Annotated in this window: 16 protein-coding genes; 9 read left to right on the top strand and 7 right to left on the bottom strand. The window is 58.6% G+C overall.

The window, feature by feature from the left end; translation table 11 throughout:
* The first annotated feature begins 4 nt into the window (after nucleotides 1-4).
* The gene (locus LSG25_RS12770; RefSeq protein WP_232741304.1) at nucleotides 5-910 is read left to right on the top strand and encodes a LysR family transcriptional regulator; all 906 of its coding nucleotides are present in this window, start codon (nucleotides 5-7) and stop codon (nucleotides 908-910) included.
* A 21-nt stretch (nucleotides 911-931) separates the two neighbouring features.
* On the opposite strand, the gene LSG25_RS12765 is transcribed toward LSG25_RS12770, so the two are convergent.
* Nucleotides 932-1,672, bottom strand: a complete 741-nt coding sequence (locus LSG25_RS12765) for a GntR family transcriptional regulator (protein ID WP_232741303.1) — start codon at nucleotides 1,670-1,672, stop codon at nucleotides 932-934.
* 347 nt (nucleotides 1,673-2,019) lie between these two features.
* On the opposite strand from LSG25_RS12765, the gene LSG25_RS12760 reads away from it, so the two are divergent.
* From LSG25_RS12760 to LSG25_RS12725, 8 genes are all read left to right on the top strand, one after another.
* Nucleotides 2,020-3,033 (top strand): ABC transporter substrate-binding protein, encoded by a 1,014-nt coding sequence (locus tag LSG25_RS12760; protein WP_232741302.1) that lies wholly within the window; start codon nucleotides 2,020-2,022, stop codon nucleotides 3,031-3,033.
* A 236-nt stretch (nucleotides 3,034-3,269) separates the two neighbouring features.
* Nucleotides 3,270-3,986 carry a succinate dehydrogenase/fumarate reductase iron-sulfur subunit gene (locus LSG25_RS12755; protein ID WP_232741301.1) on the top strand — a complete coding sequence of 239 codons (717 nt, stop codon included), beginning with the start codon at nucleotides 3,270-3,272 and terminating at the stop codon, nucleotides 3,984-3,986.
* Entirely contained in the window at nucleotides 3,983-4,327 is a 345-nt protein-coding gene (locus LSG25_RS12750; RefSeq protein ID WP_232741300.1) for a succinate dehydrogenase, read from the top strand. The genes LSG25_RS12755 and LSG25_RS12750 overlap by 4 nt, the downstream gene beginning before the upstream one ends.
* On the top strand, nucleotides 4,324-4,680 hold the full coding sequence (gene sdhC / locus LSG25_RS12745) for a succinate dehydrogenase, cytochrome b556 subunit (RefSeq protein ID WP_232741299.1): 357 nt from the start codon (nucleotides 4,324-4,326) through the stop codon (nucleotides 4,678-4,680). The genes LSG25_RS12750 and sdhC overlap by 4 nt, the downstream gene beginning before the upstream one ends.
* Before the next feature lie 32 nt (nucleotides 4,681-4,712).
* Nucleotides 4,713-5,588: a fumarate hydratase gene (locus LSG25_RS12740; protein WP_232741298.1), complete on the top strand. Its 876-nt coding sequence runs from the start codon at nucleotides 4,713-4,715 to the stop codon at nucleotides 5,586-5,588.
* A 2-nt stretch (nucleotides 5,589-5,590) separates the two neighbouring features.
* Complete coding sequence (locus tag LSG25_RS12735; protein WP_232741297.1) at nucleotides 5,591-6,205, top strand: fumarate hydratase C-terminal domain-containing protein; 615 nt, start codon at nucleotides 5,591-5,593, stop codon at nucleotides 6,203-6,205.
* A complete protein-coding gene (locus tag LSG25_RS12730) occupies nucleotides 6,202-7,920 on the top strand; it encodes an L-aspartate oxidase (protein ID WP_232741296.1) in 1,719 nt (572 codons plus the stop codon). Before LSG25_RS12735 ends, LSG25_RS12730 begins: the two co-directional genes overlap by 4 nt.
* Nucleotides 7,921-7,986: 66 nt before the next feature.
* Nucleotides 7,987-9,636, top strand: coding sequence for a thiamine pyrophosphate-binding protein (locus LSG25_RS12725; protein WP_232741295.1), 1,650 nt, complete (start codon nucleotides 7,987-7,989; stop codon nucleotides 9,634-9,636).
* Between the two features lie 117 nt (nucleotides 9,637-9,753).
* On the opposite strand, the gene LSG25_RS12720 is transcribed toward LSG25_RS12725, so the two are convergent.
* From LSG25_RS12720 to LSG25_RS12695, 6 genes are all read right to left on the bottom strand, one after another.
* Entirely contained in the window at nucleotides 9,754-10,521 is a 768-nt protein-coding gene (locus LSG25_RS12720) for a sulfite exporter TauE/SafE family protein (RefSeq protein ID WP_232741294.1), read from the bottom strand.
* A gap of 11 nt (nucleotides 10,522-10,532) precedes the next feature.
* The gene (locus LSG25_RS12715; RefSeq protein ID WP_232741293.1) at nucleotides 10,533-11,540 is read right to left on the bottom strand and encodes an Ldh family oxidoreductase; all 1,008 of its coding nucleotides are present in this window, start codon (nucleotides 11,538-11,540) and stop codon (nucleotides 10,533-10,535) included.
* 58 nt (nucleotides 11,541-11,598) lie between these two features.
* On the bottom strand, nucleotides 11,599-12,537 hold the full coding sequence (locus LSG25_RS12710) for a hydroxyacid dehydrogenase (RefSeq protein WP_232744681.1): 939 nt from the start codon (nucleotides 12,535-12,537) through the stop codon (nucleotides 11,599-11,601).
* Between the two features lie 125 nt (nucleotides 12,538-12,662).
* Nucleotides 12,663-13,568 carry an ABC transporter permease gene (locus LSG25_RS12705; protein ID WP_232741292.1) on the bottom strand — a complete coding sequence of 302 codons (906 nt, stop codon included), beginning with the start codon at nucleotides 13,566-13,568 and terminating at the stop codon, nucleotides 12,663-12,665.
* Complete coding sequence (locus LSG25_RS12700) at nucleotides 13,561-14,349, bottom strand: ABC transporter ATP-binding protein (RefSeq protein ID WP_232741291.1); 789 nt, start codon at nucleotides 14,347-14,349, stop codon at nucleotides 13,561-13,563. Before LSG25_RS12700 ends, LSG25_RS12705 begins: the two co-directional genes overlap by 8 nt.
* Before the next feature lie 148 nt (nucleotides 14,350-14,497).
* The gene (locus LSG25_RS12695) at nucleotides 14,498-15,667 is read right to left on the bottom strand and encodes a UxaA family hydrolase (protein ID WP_232741290.1); all 1,170 of its coding nucleotides are present in this window, start codon (nucleotides 15,665-15,667) and stop codon (nucleotides 14,498-14,500) included.
* Between the last annotated feature and the right edge of the window lie 66 nt (nucleotides 15,668-15,733).

Here is a 15,733-nt window from a genome sequence, read left to right as displayed (position 1 = left end):
ATGTATGTCGTCGATTCGAACGCTTAGAACCTTTCTGGCGGTGGTGCGCTACGGCACGTTCGCGGCGGCGGGGGCGGAAATAGGCCTGACCGCGGCGGCGGTCGGCTTGCAGATAAAGACGCTGGAACAGGCGCTCAATTGCGAATTATTCGTCCGGACCGGGCGCTCGGCCGTGCTCAGCCCCCAGGGCCAGGCAAAAGTCGCGGAAGTCCAGGCCATCGTCAGGGCTTACGATGCCTTGGCAAGTAGCCATGACGATGGCGAGCTGTCCGGGCCTGTTGCGGTGGGAGCCCTGGTGTCCGCGCTCATGGGGGCGTTTTCGGATGCCTTGAGGGCCATCAAGAAAAAGCATCCGGGCTTGAATGTAAAACTGTACGCCGGTTTGTCCAGCGAATTTGCCGACAAGGTGCAAAGGGGAGAGCTGGACGCCGCCGTTGTGACGCAATCTCCGGTGTTGTTAAGCTCGGAATTGATCTGGACGCCTCTTTACACGGAGCCCATGGTGTTGATCGTGCCCAGTCAATCACCGGAGGCGGTCGATTCTTCGCTCACACCCGATGAGGTGCTGGCGACGCTGCCGTTTCTGCGTTTCGACCGGCGTACCTGGACCGGCCAATTGGTGCAGAAGGTTCTGGAATCCTTTGCGGCCAAACCCAACGAAGAGATGGAACTCAATTCGATCGAGACGATTATTGAATTGGTCAGGCAAGGCTTTGGCGGCTCGATTGTTCCAAAGCTGGCCAATGTGGACTGGGCCAACGACCGGCGCTTGCGGGTCATTGAATTGCCCGATGTGCAAATATGCCGGCGCGTGGGATTGCTGGAACGGCAGAGTCACTTCAGGCTGAGCTTTACCAGCGAAATAAAGTCCTATTTCTCGGCCGCGGCGCAGATTCGGCCAGGCAAATAAAAGCTTTATTGGGCAAAAGCCTTATTGCGCCACTCTGGGGCAATACTCGTAGTGCCGCGTGTCAAGATAAGACACGCGGCATTCGATGGGCTGGTTGTTATAGGAAAAGGCAATCCGGTGTATTTGCAGCAGTGCGGTGCCGGGCGCTATGCCAAGCAGCCTGGCCTGTTCTTCATCGGCCGGCGTTGCGCGCACGCGCTCGTCGATGCGGATGACGTTCAGGCCGAAGGCCTCTTGGTACAGGCTGTACAAGGTGCTGGGGCGGTTTCGCAACTGCGATTCGCTGAGCCCGGCGAACAGGGCTTCCGGCACAGTTATTTCATCCACCTGTACCGGCGCGTTGTTCAGCCTGAGCACGTTGGTCAGCTTGAAAACCTTGGCGCTGCTGGCGATACCCAGTTTCTCGCAAGTTTTTTTATCGGCCCTGGTTTTGGCAAACTGAACCAGCGCCACGTCGGGCGGGGCCTTTAGGCCGTCGTGGCGCACGACATTGAAAAAATGGAACAGATGCTGTTCGCGGCTGTGCATGGCCACAAAAGTGCCGCGGCCCTGGTGTCGGATCAGGATGTTTTCAGCGACCAGTTCGTCGATGGCTTTGCGCAAGGTGCCGATCGACACATCGAAGCGCTGGCTAAGCTGTTTTTCGGCAGGGATGACTTCGCCGGGTTTCCATTCCCCGGCCGACAGTCCGGCCAGCATCTGGCGCTTGACCAATTTGTATAAAGTCAGGCCGACGCTCGAAGACGGAGCATATTCACGCATGGTTTAGCACTATTTGTTTAATATGGGAAAGCGTCATTTTAATGACGAGGCCGGTTTTCCAGGATTATAGTAAAAAGCGTTCCATTGATACAAGTCATATAGTTGACATTGATGAATTCAGAACCTATCATGCAATCGACTATAACAATGCGCCGCGGCGTGTGCGGGGCGGGCGGATGGATCCCGTTATGAAGGGCGCTGCCAGTGGGTAGCGTGGATCCGCGCTCGAGCAACAATAAACAAGAATCCAGAATTGGATGCGGAATCAGGAAGGTAGCATATCGGTTCCGGTAGACTTCAAAAGGCGTGTCGTGTGCGCCACCTAACGAAGCAAAAAAGGAGACAAAATGAAACTCGGAAAACTCGGATTGCCGCTTTTGCTGGGGGCCAGCTTGCTGGCTGGATCAAGCCCCAGCGCCATGGCTGAAATCAAGGTCGTCAGCATTGCGCAGCAGTATGGAATCAGCTATTTGCCATTGATGGTGATGCAGGAGAAACAGCTTCTGCGGAAAGAAGCAAAGGCGGCCGGCCTGGGCGACATCGAGGTGAAATGGGCCAAATTCGCCGGCGGCAATGTCATGAACGATGCCATATTGTCGGGCGATTTGCAGTTCGCATCGGGGGGCGTGGGGCCGTTCGTCACATTGTGGTCCAAGACCGTCAAGAACGTTGGCGTCAAGGGCGTGTCGGCCATGAATTCCATGCCTTTGCTGTTGAACACCCGCAACCCTGACGTCAAGACAATCAAAGATTTCACCAGCAAAGACCGGATTGCGCTGCCGGCGGTCAAGGTTTCGATTCAGGCTATAACGCTGCAAATGGCGGCGGAAAAGGCCTTCGGTCCGGGCCAGCAAAACAAGCTGGATGCATTGACCGTGACCCAATCGCATCCGGATGGCATGGCGGCGCTGCTGTCGGGCAGCAGTGAAATCGACAGCCATTTCACGTCTCCGCCGTTCCAGTACATCGAACTGAGCAAGCCCGGGATTCATACCGTCTTGAATTCGTACGATGTAACCGGGGGCCCGCATACGTTCAATATCGTCTGGGCAACCCAGAAATTCGCGGATGCCAATCCCAAGACCTATGCGGCCTTCGTCAAAGCGTTCGACGAGGCAATCGCTTTTATCAACCACGATAAAAAGGCGGCCGCCGAGCTGTACATCAAGGTCACCAAATCGAAAGAGCCGGTGGAATTTTTCGAAAAAATCCTGAACGATCCGAACGTCGAATTCACGACTACGCCGAAAAACGTCATGAAATACGTCGATTTCATGTACCGAATCGGTTTCATCAAGGTCAAGCCTGCATCCTGGAAAGACATGTTCTTCCCCAATGTGCAGAATGCGCACGGCAGTTGAGGTTCTGCAGGGTTGTGCACCGCAAGCCAGGCCGTTTAACGGCGGTTTGGCTTGCGGGTGGAAGGCTATCAATAATAAAGAAAAAATTTATTTTTAACGAATAAATACTAGCTTTTCTTTTTGAATGGCGGCGCTAATAATAAAAGCTATTGGATTCGGCCTGGTCGATCATGCTTCGGCAATGCGATGGGGCCGGTTGCGGCGCCGCTGTATGCCAAAGGGAAATAGAGAGCTTTATGACTGACAATCTCAATGTGAAGGTCTGGCGCGGAAAGGAGCGAGGCAGTTTTGTGGCCTACGAGGTGCCGCGCCGCGAAAGCCAGACCGTCCTCGACGTCGTGACGTATATCCAGCGCCATCTGGATCACACTCTGAGTTATCGTTTCTCATGCCGCGTCGGCATGTGCGGTTCCTGTGCCATGACGGTCAACGGGGTTGCGCGCTGGACGTGCCGCACTCACGTCGCCAAGGTCGCAAGCAGCGGCGAACTGGAAATTGCGCCTCTGGCAAACCTGCCGGTCGTCAAGGATCTTGCCGCCGACATGAACGAGTTTTTCGACAAATGGGCGCGCGCCAAGGGGCAGTTCAAGGGTTCGAAGACGCGCCACGACGATTTCGCGCGGGTCGATCCGGCCTCCAAAGAGCGTGTTGCGGCCGATGCCGGCATGGAATGCATCGGTTGCGGCGTATGCTATTCGTCGTGCGATGTCGTCACCTGGCGGCCCGATTTCCTGGGCCCCGCGGCACTCAATCGTGCCTGGACGCTGGTCAACGATGCGCGCGACATGCAGCAGCATGAGCGTTTGCAGGCGGTGGCGGGCGATGCCGGCTGCCATTCCTGCCATACCCAGGGTTCCTGCACCGAGCGCTGTCCCAAGGGGCTTTCGCCAACCTTCAGCATTGCCGGCCTGAAAAAGCTTGCCGCCAAGGCGGCCATCCGGGGCGATCTATGACGACGGCCGCGCATCAAGCCAGGCGCTGGTATTGGCAGCGCATCAGCGCAATGGTGCTGGCCATTTGCGTGCTGGTCCACATCGGCGTGATTATCTATGCGGTGCGCGGCGGGCTTACCGCAGCTGAAATCCTCGGCCGCACACAGGGTAATTGGTGGGTAGGCGTGTTCTACGGCATTTTTGTGCTGGCCTGTACGGTGCATGTGCCGATCGGCCTGGCGAAAATTGCGGAAGAATGGCTGGCCTGGCCTCAAAAAACGGCCAATATGGTTTCCAATATTTTTGGCGTTGCAATCCTGTTCATGGGGTTTCTCGCCGTTTATGCGGTGCTTGCATCATGAAGCGCGGCAATGATTTCCGTTCGCGCAATCACCCGGCCTACTGGGCGTTCCTGGTTCATCGCATTTCGGGGCTGGTCCTGGGTTTGTTCCTGCCGGTGCATTTTTGGGCGCTAAGCCGGGCGATACACGGCCAAGCCGCGCTCGACGGATTCCTGAAGCTTACCGACAACGCCTTGTTCAAGTTCAGCGAATGGGGCGTGGTCGTTCTGTTGTCATTGCACATGATGGGTGGAATACGGCTCTTGCTGATCGAGTTCGGCGGGCAGCCGGGGCTGCGCAAAAACTGGATCGCCGGTGCCGGCGGTTTTGGCATTGCGGTCGGGCTCGCTTTTGCCCTGGCATTGATTGGATAAGTGCCGGCGCGCCGGATACTGAAGGAGATATTGTGAAAATTGATCTGTCGGCCGTTGAAGAAGCGGCGAAGGAACTGTACATTCGCGCCCTGAAGGTGCTGCCGCCCGATATCAAAGAGGGCTTCACCAGCTTGGCCGCGGCTGAAACCGCACCGGTCGCCCAGCGCATTCTCGGCACCATGATCACCAATATCAGCGTGGCCGAAGGCGCCAACAATTTGCTGTGCCAGGACACCGGCGTACCCATTTACAAGATAGCCATAGGCAGCAATGCGGAGGTGAACGGCTACGCGCTCAAACAGGCGATCCGCAAGGGGTGCGAGCGCGCCACGACCGAGCATCCGTTCCGCTCGTCCATTGTGCATCCGCTTACCCGCATCAACGACAATACGTCCTGTGGAATAGAGGTGCCGGTAATCAGCATCGATTTCGTCGATATCCCGGACTATCTGAAAATAACCATGATTCCCAAAGGCAGTGGTTCGGAAAACAATTCTTTCCTCAAGATGGCCATACCCGCCGAGGGAATCGACGCCATCAAGGCCTTTACGATCGATTGCGTTTTGGCGGCGGGCGGGAAAACCTGTCCGCCCACGATTGTCGGCGTCGGCGTGGGCGGCAGCTCCGACTTGTGCGTGGCGCTGGCCAAACGGGCCGCGACCCGGGCCCTGGGGAGCCATTGTTCAGATCCCGAAGGGGCCAAGCTCGAGCAGCAGCTGTCGGCCGCGGTGAATCAACTGGGCATCGGGCCGCAGGGCCTGGGGGGCGACTCCACGGCATTTGCCGTCCATATCGAACTGGCCTCCACGCACATTACGATGAACCCGGTGGCGGTCAATATGCAGTGCCATTCCGCCCGCAGGGCGACCGCCACTTTTTCGCCATCGGGCGTTTCTTACGGATTCTGATCATGGCCCACTACGAACTCAGCACTCCAGTGACCGAAGAGCAGGTCCGGCGGCTGCGCATCAACGACACCGTTACCCTGCAAACCACATTGTTCGGCATCCGCGATGCTACGCAGATCCATATGTTCGATCATCATCGCAGCACGCGTTTCGACCTGCGTGGCCATGCGGTTATTCATACCGCGCCGAACGTAAAGAAAGTACCGAAAGACGCGCAAAATCCTTGCGGTTATGCGTCTATTTGCATAGGCACAACCACTTCGGATCGCATGGAGCGTTTCACCCGCCCCTTGATGAGCGAAACCGGCGTGCGCATCATTATCGGCAAAGGCGGCCTGCGGGAAGATTCCCTGTCGGCGTTCCAGGAACTGGGCGGCGTATACCTTGCCATTGTGGGCGGTACGGCGGCGCTGGAAACGACCTGGATAGAACAGATCGAAGACGTCGATCTGGACGACCTGAATCCCGAATCCCTGTGGAAGTTTCGTGTCAAGGATTTCGGCCCCTTGCTGGTGGCCATGGATAGCCAGGGCGGCAGTCTGTACAACGTTGTGCGCAACGATGCCGCGGCGCGGCGCGCCCAGGTGCTGGCGTCTCTTGGAGTTAAATCCGCATGAGCGTCAAACGCATACAAACCGATATCCTGATCCTGGGTTCCGGGGGCGCGGGCCTGTTCGCCGCATTGCATGCGCATAGCGCCAATCCGGAACTGTCGGTGACCGTTGCCGTAAAAGGCCTGCTTGGGAAGTCGGGCTGTACCAGGATGGTGCAAGGCGGCTATAACGTCGCCCTGGCGGAGGGCGACTCGGTAGAGCGCCATTTCATGGATACGATCGAGGGCGGCAAATGGCTGTCCAACCAGGATCTTGCCTGGACGCTGGTCACCAAAGGGGTCGAGCGCGTACACGAGCTCGAAAATGAGCTGGGTTGTTTTTTTGATCGCAATCCCGACGGAACCGTGCATCAGAAGGCCTTTGCCGGGCAGACTTTCGACCGGACCGTGCACAAGGGCGATCTCACCGGTATCGAGATCATCAATCGGCTTTCCGAGCAGGTGTGGGCCCGCGGCATACATCGGCTGGAAGAGCACCGGGCCGTTGAGCTCATAAAAACGGCCGACGGTACCGCGCTTGCCGGCGTGCTGATGATATCCATGCATAGCGGCGAGTTTGTATTTGTGCAGGCCAAGGCGGTGTTGCTGGCAACGGGCGGCGGCCCCACCATGTACAAGTATCACACTCCTTCCGGAGAAAAGAGCTGTGACGGCCTGGCGATGGCCTTGCGGGCCGGCCTGTTCCTGCGCGATATGGAAATGGTGCAGTTCCATCCGACCGGCCTGCTGGCGGGAACCGGCACGCGCATGACTGGCACGGTGCTCGAAGAGGGCTTGCGCGGTGCGGGCGGCTATCTGCTGAATGGCAAGCGTGAGCGCTTCATGCACAATTACGATCCTCGCGGCGAGCGGGCAACACGCGATATTGTCTCGCGCTCGATCTATACGGAAATGCGCTCGGGCGATGCCTCGCCCAATGGCGGCGTCTACATCCAGATGAGCCACCTGGGGGCCGACAATGTGCGCCGGCAATTCAAGGGCATGGTCGAGCGTTGCGCCGATTGCGGCTTCGATCTGGCGGGCGGCCTGGTCGAGGTCGTGCCGACGGCGCATTACATGATGGGCGGCGTTGTTTTTGAACCCGATTGCACAACGTCGCTAAAAGGCCTCTTTGCCGCCGGGGAAGATACGGGCGGAGTGCATGGGGCAAACCGGCTGGGTGGAAATGGCGTGGCCAATTCCACGGTCTTTGGCGGCATAGCCGGGGAAAGCATGGCGGCATGGGTCGGGCAAAATAATGAACTGCGTGCGCCGGACGACGCCGCCATCCAGCGCAGCGTCGCAATGCATCGGGCGCCATTCGGACAGGCGCCGGGAGACCTGGAGGAAATTCGCGAGCAGTTGTATGCGTGCATGTGGGACGACGTGGGCATTTCGCGCACAGGAGAAAGCATCGAGCGCGGCCTGCAGACGCTGGGTGCGCTCGATGCCGCGCTGGACCTGACAGGCGTATCGGGCGAAGACCGGGCGTTCAATCTTACCTGGCACGATTGGCTGAATCTGAAAAGCCTCATTGCGGTCAGCAAGGCGATTGCCAGCGCGGCACTGGCGCGCGAGAATTCCCGCGGAGCCCATTTTCGGGAAGATTTCCCCGAGCCGGGCGATTTGCCGAACTCGACCTATACCGTGGTGCGGGATGTCGACGGATTGCTCGAGCTCTCGCGCAGGCCTGTACACTTCACCCGAGTCGCTCCCGGAGCTACTATTCTGTCGGAATAGCGGCGGCCCCGGAGCCGCCGGTTCAAAATAGTACGACTATCCGATTCTTGAGTAAGGAATACCGCTATGCAAGCACAGGGCATTCGCGGCGCCGATATTATTGCGCAGACACTTGCCCGCATGGGCGTCGACAAGGTGTTTTCCCTTTCGGGAAACCATATCATGCCGCTTTACGATGCACTGATCGATACCCCCATCGACATCATTCACGTGCGCCACGAGGCCGCTTGCGTGCATATGGCCGATGCGTATGCGCGCACCACGGGCCAGGTTGGCATTGCGATGGTAACGGGAGGGCAGGGCCATGCGAACGGTATCGCGGCGCTCTTTACTTCGCTGGCTTCCGAAGCGCCCATGGTGCTGTTGTCTGGGCATGCCGGCCTGGGCGAGCTGGGCAAAGGCAGTTTTCAGGAATTGCGCCAGGCCGAAATGGCGGCGCCTGTCGCGAAGGCCTCCTGGACGGCGCAATCCGCGGCCGGCCTTGGGCATGACCTGGCGAAGGCCATGCAGATTGCCCGAAGCGGACGGCCCGGTCCGGTACATATCAGCTTGCCGTTCGATCTTCTGGAGCAAAGAGTCGATTCCACAGATAGCCTTTGGCCCGAGGCTTCTGCTTCCCGTGCCATCCACATGCCGCTTTCCACACACATGTCCGAGCGGATCATGAAGGAAATTTCCGGAGCGCAGCGGCCCCTGATTCTTTGCGGCCCTGCATTGTGCGGCGGCCCGGGCCGCGCACTGATGGCGCGCCTGGAGGGCGCGGTGCAGGTTCCGGTCATAGGCATGGAAAGTCCCCGCGGCATCAATGATCCAAGCCTGGGCGCGTTCTCCGAAATATTGGCCCTGGCCGACCTGATCGTCCTGCTCGGCAAGCCGCTGGATTTCACCTTGCGGTTCGGCAGCAGCCCTTTCATTGACCAGAATTGCCGGTTTATTGTTATCGATCCCGATCAGGACCTGATTGCGCGGGTCATGAAGTATAGGCAAGACCAGCTCAGCCTGTCGACGCTGGCCGATTCGGCCAGTGCGGCCGATGCATTGCTGGCCAGCGCCGGCAGTCACTCTTCGCGTCCCGTGGAGTGGCTGAACCAGGTAAGGGCTGCGCTGGACTATCGCCCGCCGGAATGGAAAAGCGTGCAATCGGCAATTGGCGGCCCGGTTCATCCTCTGGAGCTGTGCGCCGTATTGCAAGATTTTTTTGCCCGGCATCCGGATGCGACGCTTGTATGCGATGGCGGGGAAATAGGCCAATGGCCCCAGGCGGTCGTCACACAGGCAAAGAATAGGCTGATCAATGGTGTCGCCGGCTCCATAGGCCCGTCGTTGCCGTTTGCCCTGGCCGCCAAGATCGCAAACCCGGCCCATCCGGTCGTGGCCGTCATGGGCGATGGCACATTCGGTTTTCATATGGCTGAATTCGATACGGCGGTGCGATACGGCCTGCCTATCATTGTCATCGTGGGCAACGATGCGAAATGGAATGCCGAATACCAGATCCAGGTGCGCACTTATGGCAAGCCGCGCGCCCAGGGATGCGAGTTGCTTCCCGCCCGCTACGACAAGGTGGTTGAAGCGCTGGGAGGGCACGGCGAATATGTGACCAAAGAGATGGATCTGCCGGCCGCGCTCGAAAGGGCTTTCAACAGCGGCAAGCCGGCATGCATCAATGTGCTGATCGAGTCTGTGCCGGCCCCCGCCACCAAAAGGCCGGCGTAGCTTTGACGACACGGGCGGCTGCAAGGGCCACCCTACGAATTACCCCTATGAATCCGACCATCCCTACGAATTCGCAGGGGCGTCCCTTGTGGGCTCCCGGAATGCGCGCGTTTTGTGTCAAAGCCCTTTTACAATGGCGCTGACGCCGCCCAGCAATAAAATCGCCCATACCAGCTTTTTCGCTGTGGCCGACGAGATTTTCTCGTGCATGCGGCTACCGAAGAAAAAGCCCACCAGGGCGCTTGGGAAAAGAACGGCCGCAATAATATAAATGGCTGGATCCAGCAGCAGTCCGGTGGCCAGGAACATCAAGAGCCGGATTATTGCGGTGGCGCCTATCAGGGTGCCCAGGGTGGAGCGCAACACCTTCTTGTCGTCGATGCGGCTGGCCAGGTAAATCGTATATAGCGGGCCGCCCGTTCCGAACAACGTGGTAAAGATGCCTCCGCAGAACCCCAGCGGCGCCGCCAGCCCGGGACTGATCTTGTATTTTTTTCTGTTGAAGAAATTGTTCCAGGCGAATATCAGCAATATGAATGCGCCCAGCACGAGGAAAAGAGGCTTTTTGGGCGCGTACAGAAGCAGCGAAAGCCCGACCAGTGCGCCCGCCAGCAAAAAAGGCAAGAGGCGCTTCAATTCGATTTTGTCGATATTGCGCCATTCGCGGGAATTCATTACCGTGCAGACGACCAGGTCGAACAGCAGCATGACCGATACCGCAGTATGCAAGGGCAAGACCAGTATCAGAAATGGGATTGCCGTGATGGACGAGCCGAATCCGGTCAGGCCGAATATCGAATAGGCAAGCAATAGCGTGATTGACGCAAAGGCGATGTGGGTGGCTGGAATTATGGAAGTCAGATAGGTCAGGAATTCGCCTGTCATATTGCCGGTACTTAGGTGTTTCCGGCGAGTTTGAGCAATTGCTGATATAGCGCGTCGGGAACCGCAATGCCTTTTTGGGCGGACTGTTCAAGCAGTGCGTGGCGCCGGTCGCCGGGTAGCCGCACCCCATCGTCGTGCAGCATCAACTCGATGAGCTTTTCGGTGCGCGAGAAATAGATGTCGGTGCCCGCCATGGCGCCGGGATCGATGGCCAGGAATAATTGACCGATGCGTGGCTGATTGCCTTCGGCCGAAAAGAATGAATCGGCTTCGAAGCCGAAGGCGGCGCCGGTGAGCGCGCAAGCCAGTAATTCCACCATGAGCGCCAGCATGGCTCCTTTTACGCCGCCCGTCGGCAGCATGCTGCCGGCCAGGGCCGCCTGGGCGTCGGTGGTGGGCTTGCCGTCTTTGTCGACGGCCCAGCCCAGGGGGATAGCCTTGCCTTCCTTGGCGGCCACCATGATCTTGCCGCGCGCCGCTTCGCTGAGGGCAAGATCGATGAGCAGGGCGTGGGTATCCCGGCGGGGAAAGATGGCGGCGATCGGGTTGGTGCCGAACAAGGGTGTTTTCCCGCCCCAGGCTGGCATTGCCGCCGGCGAATTTCCGAAGGCCATGCCGACCATTCCGGCTTTGCCGATTTGATCGAGATGCACGGCCGCGGCGCCAAAATGGTTGCTGTTCGTGACGCCCACGCAAGACACGCCGAACTCGCGCGCGCGCTCCACGGCCAGCTCAACGGCCAGCGCGCAGGCTTCATAGGCCATGCCGCATTGGGCATCGACCAGGCAGGCGCCGCCTTTGGAGCGCAGGATTTCGGGCTTTGCCTTGGTGGAGCTGCGGCCATTGCGCAAGAACGTCGTGTATTGGGGGACACGCGACACGCCGTGCGAGGCCAGGCCTTGCGCGTCGGCGGCGACAAGCGCCTTTGCCGCCGCCAGGGCCGCTTCATGGCTGGCGCCGGCCGCTTCGAGCCCTTGAAGGGCCAAGGTTGTCAGTTCGTCTATGGAGAGTAGCGGCATGGAATCAAATCGCTTTTAGAAAATGAGGGTGATGAGCAAGCTTATGCGGCGTTTCCGGTCAGGATGGGCCGGCCTGGTTCAGGTGGCCGGCGACGCGCTCCGCAATCAGAGCACTGACGCGGGTATTGGATTCTGTCGTGACACCCGCAATATGGGGTGTCAGGATGAGGTTCGGCGCATCTGCCAGCACGTTGCCGACGGGCAGGGGTTCCTGGTGGAAGACGTCGATTGCGGCGCCGCCCAGGTGGCCGGAACGCAGCGCATTGCCCAGCGCCGCCTCGTCGATGATGCCGCCGCGCGCCGTGTTGATAAGGATGGCGCCGGCTTTCATTTTCGACAAGGCATTCTTGTCGATGAGATTGCGTGTTTGGTCCGTCAAGGGAACATGCAGCGAAACGATATCGGCCTGGGCCAGCAATTCGTCCAGTGTCTTGGGCTTTGTTCCTGATTTTTTCCATATGGGGGCATCGGGGGCGATCATGGGATCGTGCGCAATGACGGCCACCCCCAAGGCGTGCGCCAGGCTGGCTGTCAGCTGGCCGATTCCCCCAAAGCCGATCAGGCCCAGGGTTTTTCCGAAAAGCTCGCGCCCGTTCGACAGTGCGGCGCGCGGCCACGAGCCGGAAGCGGTTTCCGTGCTGCGGGTGTAGGCCTCTCGCAGCAAAGCCATGGCGGTGCCTATGACATATTCGGCCACCGCCCTTGCATTGGCGCCGGTAGCCGGAATAACCGCAATCTGGCGGCCTTCGCAGGCGGGCAAATCGATATTGTCCAGGCCCACGCCCAGGCGGCCCACCACACGCAAGCGCAAAGCGGCTTCCAGCAAGGCGCGGTCGACCTGGGTTCGGTTGCGCACGATCAGGCCGTCGGCATTGGCCAGCGCCGCCAGCAATTCCGGGCGACGATCAACCAGGGTAGGGTCGTAGAGCGTATCGAAATCGGCTGCAAGCTTTGCAACCGAAGCATCGTCCATAAATTCGCAAATCACCAACTTCATTGCAAGCCCTTTCATGATGGCGCCCACAAAGGGCGTTACCGCGGCGTATCCCTGGCTTCTGTAGGGGCGCCCAGTGCGGGCGCCCGTTTCCAATCAATACGATATCAATGCCATAAGCAAAAAACTTATTCCTGCATGCCCCATTTGCGGATGGTGCGTTGCTCGATAATGCGGAAGACAAAGTTTTCCACAAAGAGACCAATCAGAATCACAGTGAGCAAACCGGCAAACACGCTGGGAATTTCCAGCTGATTCTTGTTCTCGTAGATGAACCAGCCCAATCCGCCGCTGCCCGAGCTGACGCCGAATACCAGCTCCGCCGCGATCAGCGTGCGCCAGGCGAATGCCCAGCCGATTTTCAATCCTGACAAAATAGCGGGAAACGCGGCCGGGATCAGTATGCCGAATACATATCGAAGCCCCCCAAGCCCATAGTTTCGCCCTACCATGCGCAAGGTCATGCTGACAGACTGGAACCCCGAGTGGGTATTGAGTGCAACGGCCCAGAGCACGGAATGTATCAATACAAAAACCAGGCTGCCCGGCCCCAGGCCGAACCACAGCAGGGCCAGTGGCAGCAAGGCGATTGCAGGCAAGGGGTTGAACATGGATGTGACCGTTTCCAGGAAGTCACGTCCGATGCGCGAGGTGATTGCAAAGATGGTGAGAAGGGCGGCCAGCACCAGGCCGGCGCTATAGCCCATTAGCAATATCCGGACCGAATACCATGATTTCCCGATAAGGCCTCCGCTGACTATGCCCGCAATAAGCGCCTTTACCGTGGCCGTGAATGTGGGGAACAGCAGCTCGTTGTTAAGAAGGCGCGCGTAGATTTCCCATGCCAGGGCAAGAATGATCAGGATGAAGATTTTGCGCGCGACGTTGTTGTCGTAAAGCTTTTCCCAATTGGTCAGGGGTTTTTCCACGACGCCAAAGTCGTCGCTTACCGATCGGGTGCGGAAGAACTCCGGGCGCTCGACATTTTCGCGTACGGTCGGCGGCCGGCCTTGCATGTCTTCGGAATTAGGCATGGGTTATCTCCTCGTTCTCGACAGGCTCGGAGAACAGCATTGCATTGATGCGCTCGGACAGGCTCTTGCCGCTGGCGTCGACCGTATCTTCGCCCGTGCTGTTGAGTTCGGCTGTTACCTGGCCCGGATGAGGCGAAAGCAGCAGGATCCGGTTGCCGATCTTGACGGCCTCTTCGATTGAATGGGTGACGAACAGCACTGTGAACCGGGTGTCGTCCCACAATTGCAGCAGCTCGTCCTGCATTTTTCGGCGTGTCAGCGCGTCCAGGGCGGCATAGGGTTCGTCCATGAGCAGGATATCCGGCTCCATGGCCATCCCGCGCGCAATCGCGACGCGTTGTTTCATGCCGCCGGACAACTGATGGGGATAATGGTTGGCGAACTGGGAAAGCTTGACTTTCTCGATGTACTGCATCGCCTTTTCTTCCGCGGCCTTGCCTTTGAGCTTGCCGCTGGCAATCAATGGGAACATGACGTTTTGCTTGATGGTTTTCCAGGGAGGAAGCTGGTCGAATTCCTGGAACACCATCATGCGGTCGGGCCCGGGCATGGTGATGATATTGTTTTTCAAGCGTATCTCACCCTCGGTCGGGGTCAGGTAGCCGCCAACGGCCTTGAGCAGCGTCGATTTCCCGCATCCCGAAGGGCCCAGCAGTACAAAGCGGTCGGATTGATATACCTTGAAATCGACCCGGTAGGTCGCCGTTATTAAATACTCTTTTGTCTTGTACTGGATTGTTACGCCTTTCACTTCAAGCAAGGGCGGTGGTGTGTTGCTCATTTTTGTGTCCTCCATAACGAACTGCGTCGTTTACTTTCCGGCCGGTTGCGTTGTTCAGGGCATCGACACCTCGGCCTCTGCAGGGGGCTTCTGGAGCGGGTCGGGCCGATCCGGCTTCTACGGGCGCAGCCGGCCGGCCCTTTTTCGTTCAGGCGCTTTCGTACAGGCGTGTCAGAACGAACTCGCGATGACCCAGTGCTTCGGCGTCGGTCAAGCGGCCATTGGCGGTGGCCAGCATGATGTCGAGCAACTGATCCCCCGCTTCATCCAGGTTCATTTCGCGTTGCAATAGAGGGGAGCAATCGAAGTCGATGTGCTCGCTCATGGTGCGCACGGTGCGTGGGTTGGCGCTTAGCTTGATGACCGGCAGGATCGGGTTGCCGATGATGTTGCCTTGCCCGGTTGGGAAGAAGTGCACGACATAGCCCGAGGCGGCGCACAGCGTGACCATTTCGGCGGCCGCCGAGGACGAGTCCATGAACCACAGGCCCGGGTGCGTGGGGGTTTCGGCCTTGTCGAGGACTCCGTCAACCGAGCATTTCTTGCCGATTTTCTGGATATTGCCCATGGCTTTTTCTTCGATCGTGGTCAGGCCGCCTTCGATATTGCCCTTGGTCGGTTGCGAATCGGACAAGTCGGAAGTCTTGTGGCGATTGATGACGTCTTGATAGCGGTTGAACATGGCCATGAATTGGCTGCGCACATCGTCGTTGATGCACCGGTCGGCGACAAAGTTTTCGCCGCCTGTCAGTTCGGTGGTTTCACCGAAAACCAGCGTGGCGCCTAATGGATGGAGCTTGTCGAACGCATTGCCGACCGTCGGGTTGGAGCCGCAACCGGATGTGGTGTCGCTTTCCCCGCATTTGGTGGATACCCACAATTCCTTGATGTTGCATACTTCGCGCTGCTTTTCCGAGGCCCATTGCACATATTCGCGCGCCACCCGGGAGGCCTTCATGATGGTTTCGTGGTCGCCGTGGCGCTCGATGCCGAAGCCGGTAACGGGTTTTCCGGTGGCGGCGATGCCTTCGACGACTTTTTGGGTCCAGCCGTCTTCAATGCCTATGACCACGACCGCGGCGACGTTGGGGTTGGAGCCGGCACCAATCAGGGTACGGAAGTGCAGGTCGAGGTCGGCGCCGAATTGCAGGCGACCGTAGGGGTGGGGAATGGCCATGACGCCCTTGATATTGTTGGCGACCGCTTCGCAGGCGGCGTTCGACAAGTCGTCAAGAGGCAGGATAATGACGTGATTGCGCACGCCCACGCGGCCGTTTTCACGGCGATAGCCCAGGAAAGTGGTGTCTTTAGTAATCATGATTGGTTCTATGGCTGTTAGGGACGTTGAGAATATTCGGCGTATCGGATGGACAGCTCGGCTTGC

It is taken from the genome of Paralcaligenes sp. KSB-10 (genome assembly GCF_021266465.1).
GTDB lineage: Bacteria > Pseudomonadota > Gammaproteobacteria > Burkholderiales > Burkholderiaceae_B.
Note: the sequence above shows the minus strand (reverse complement) of the source record. Positions and strands in the feature narration are given on the sequence as shown.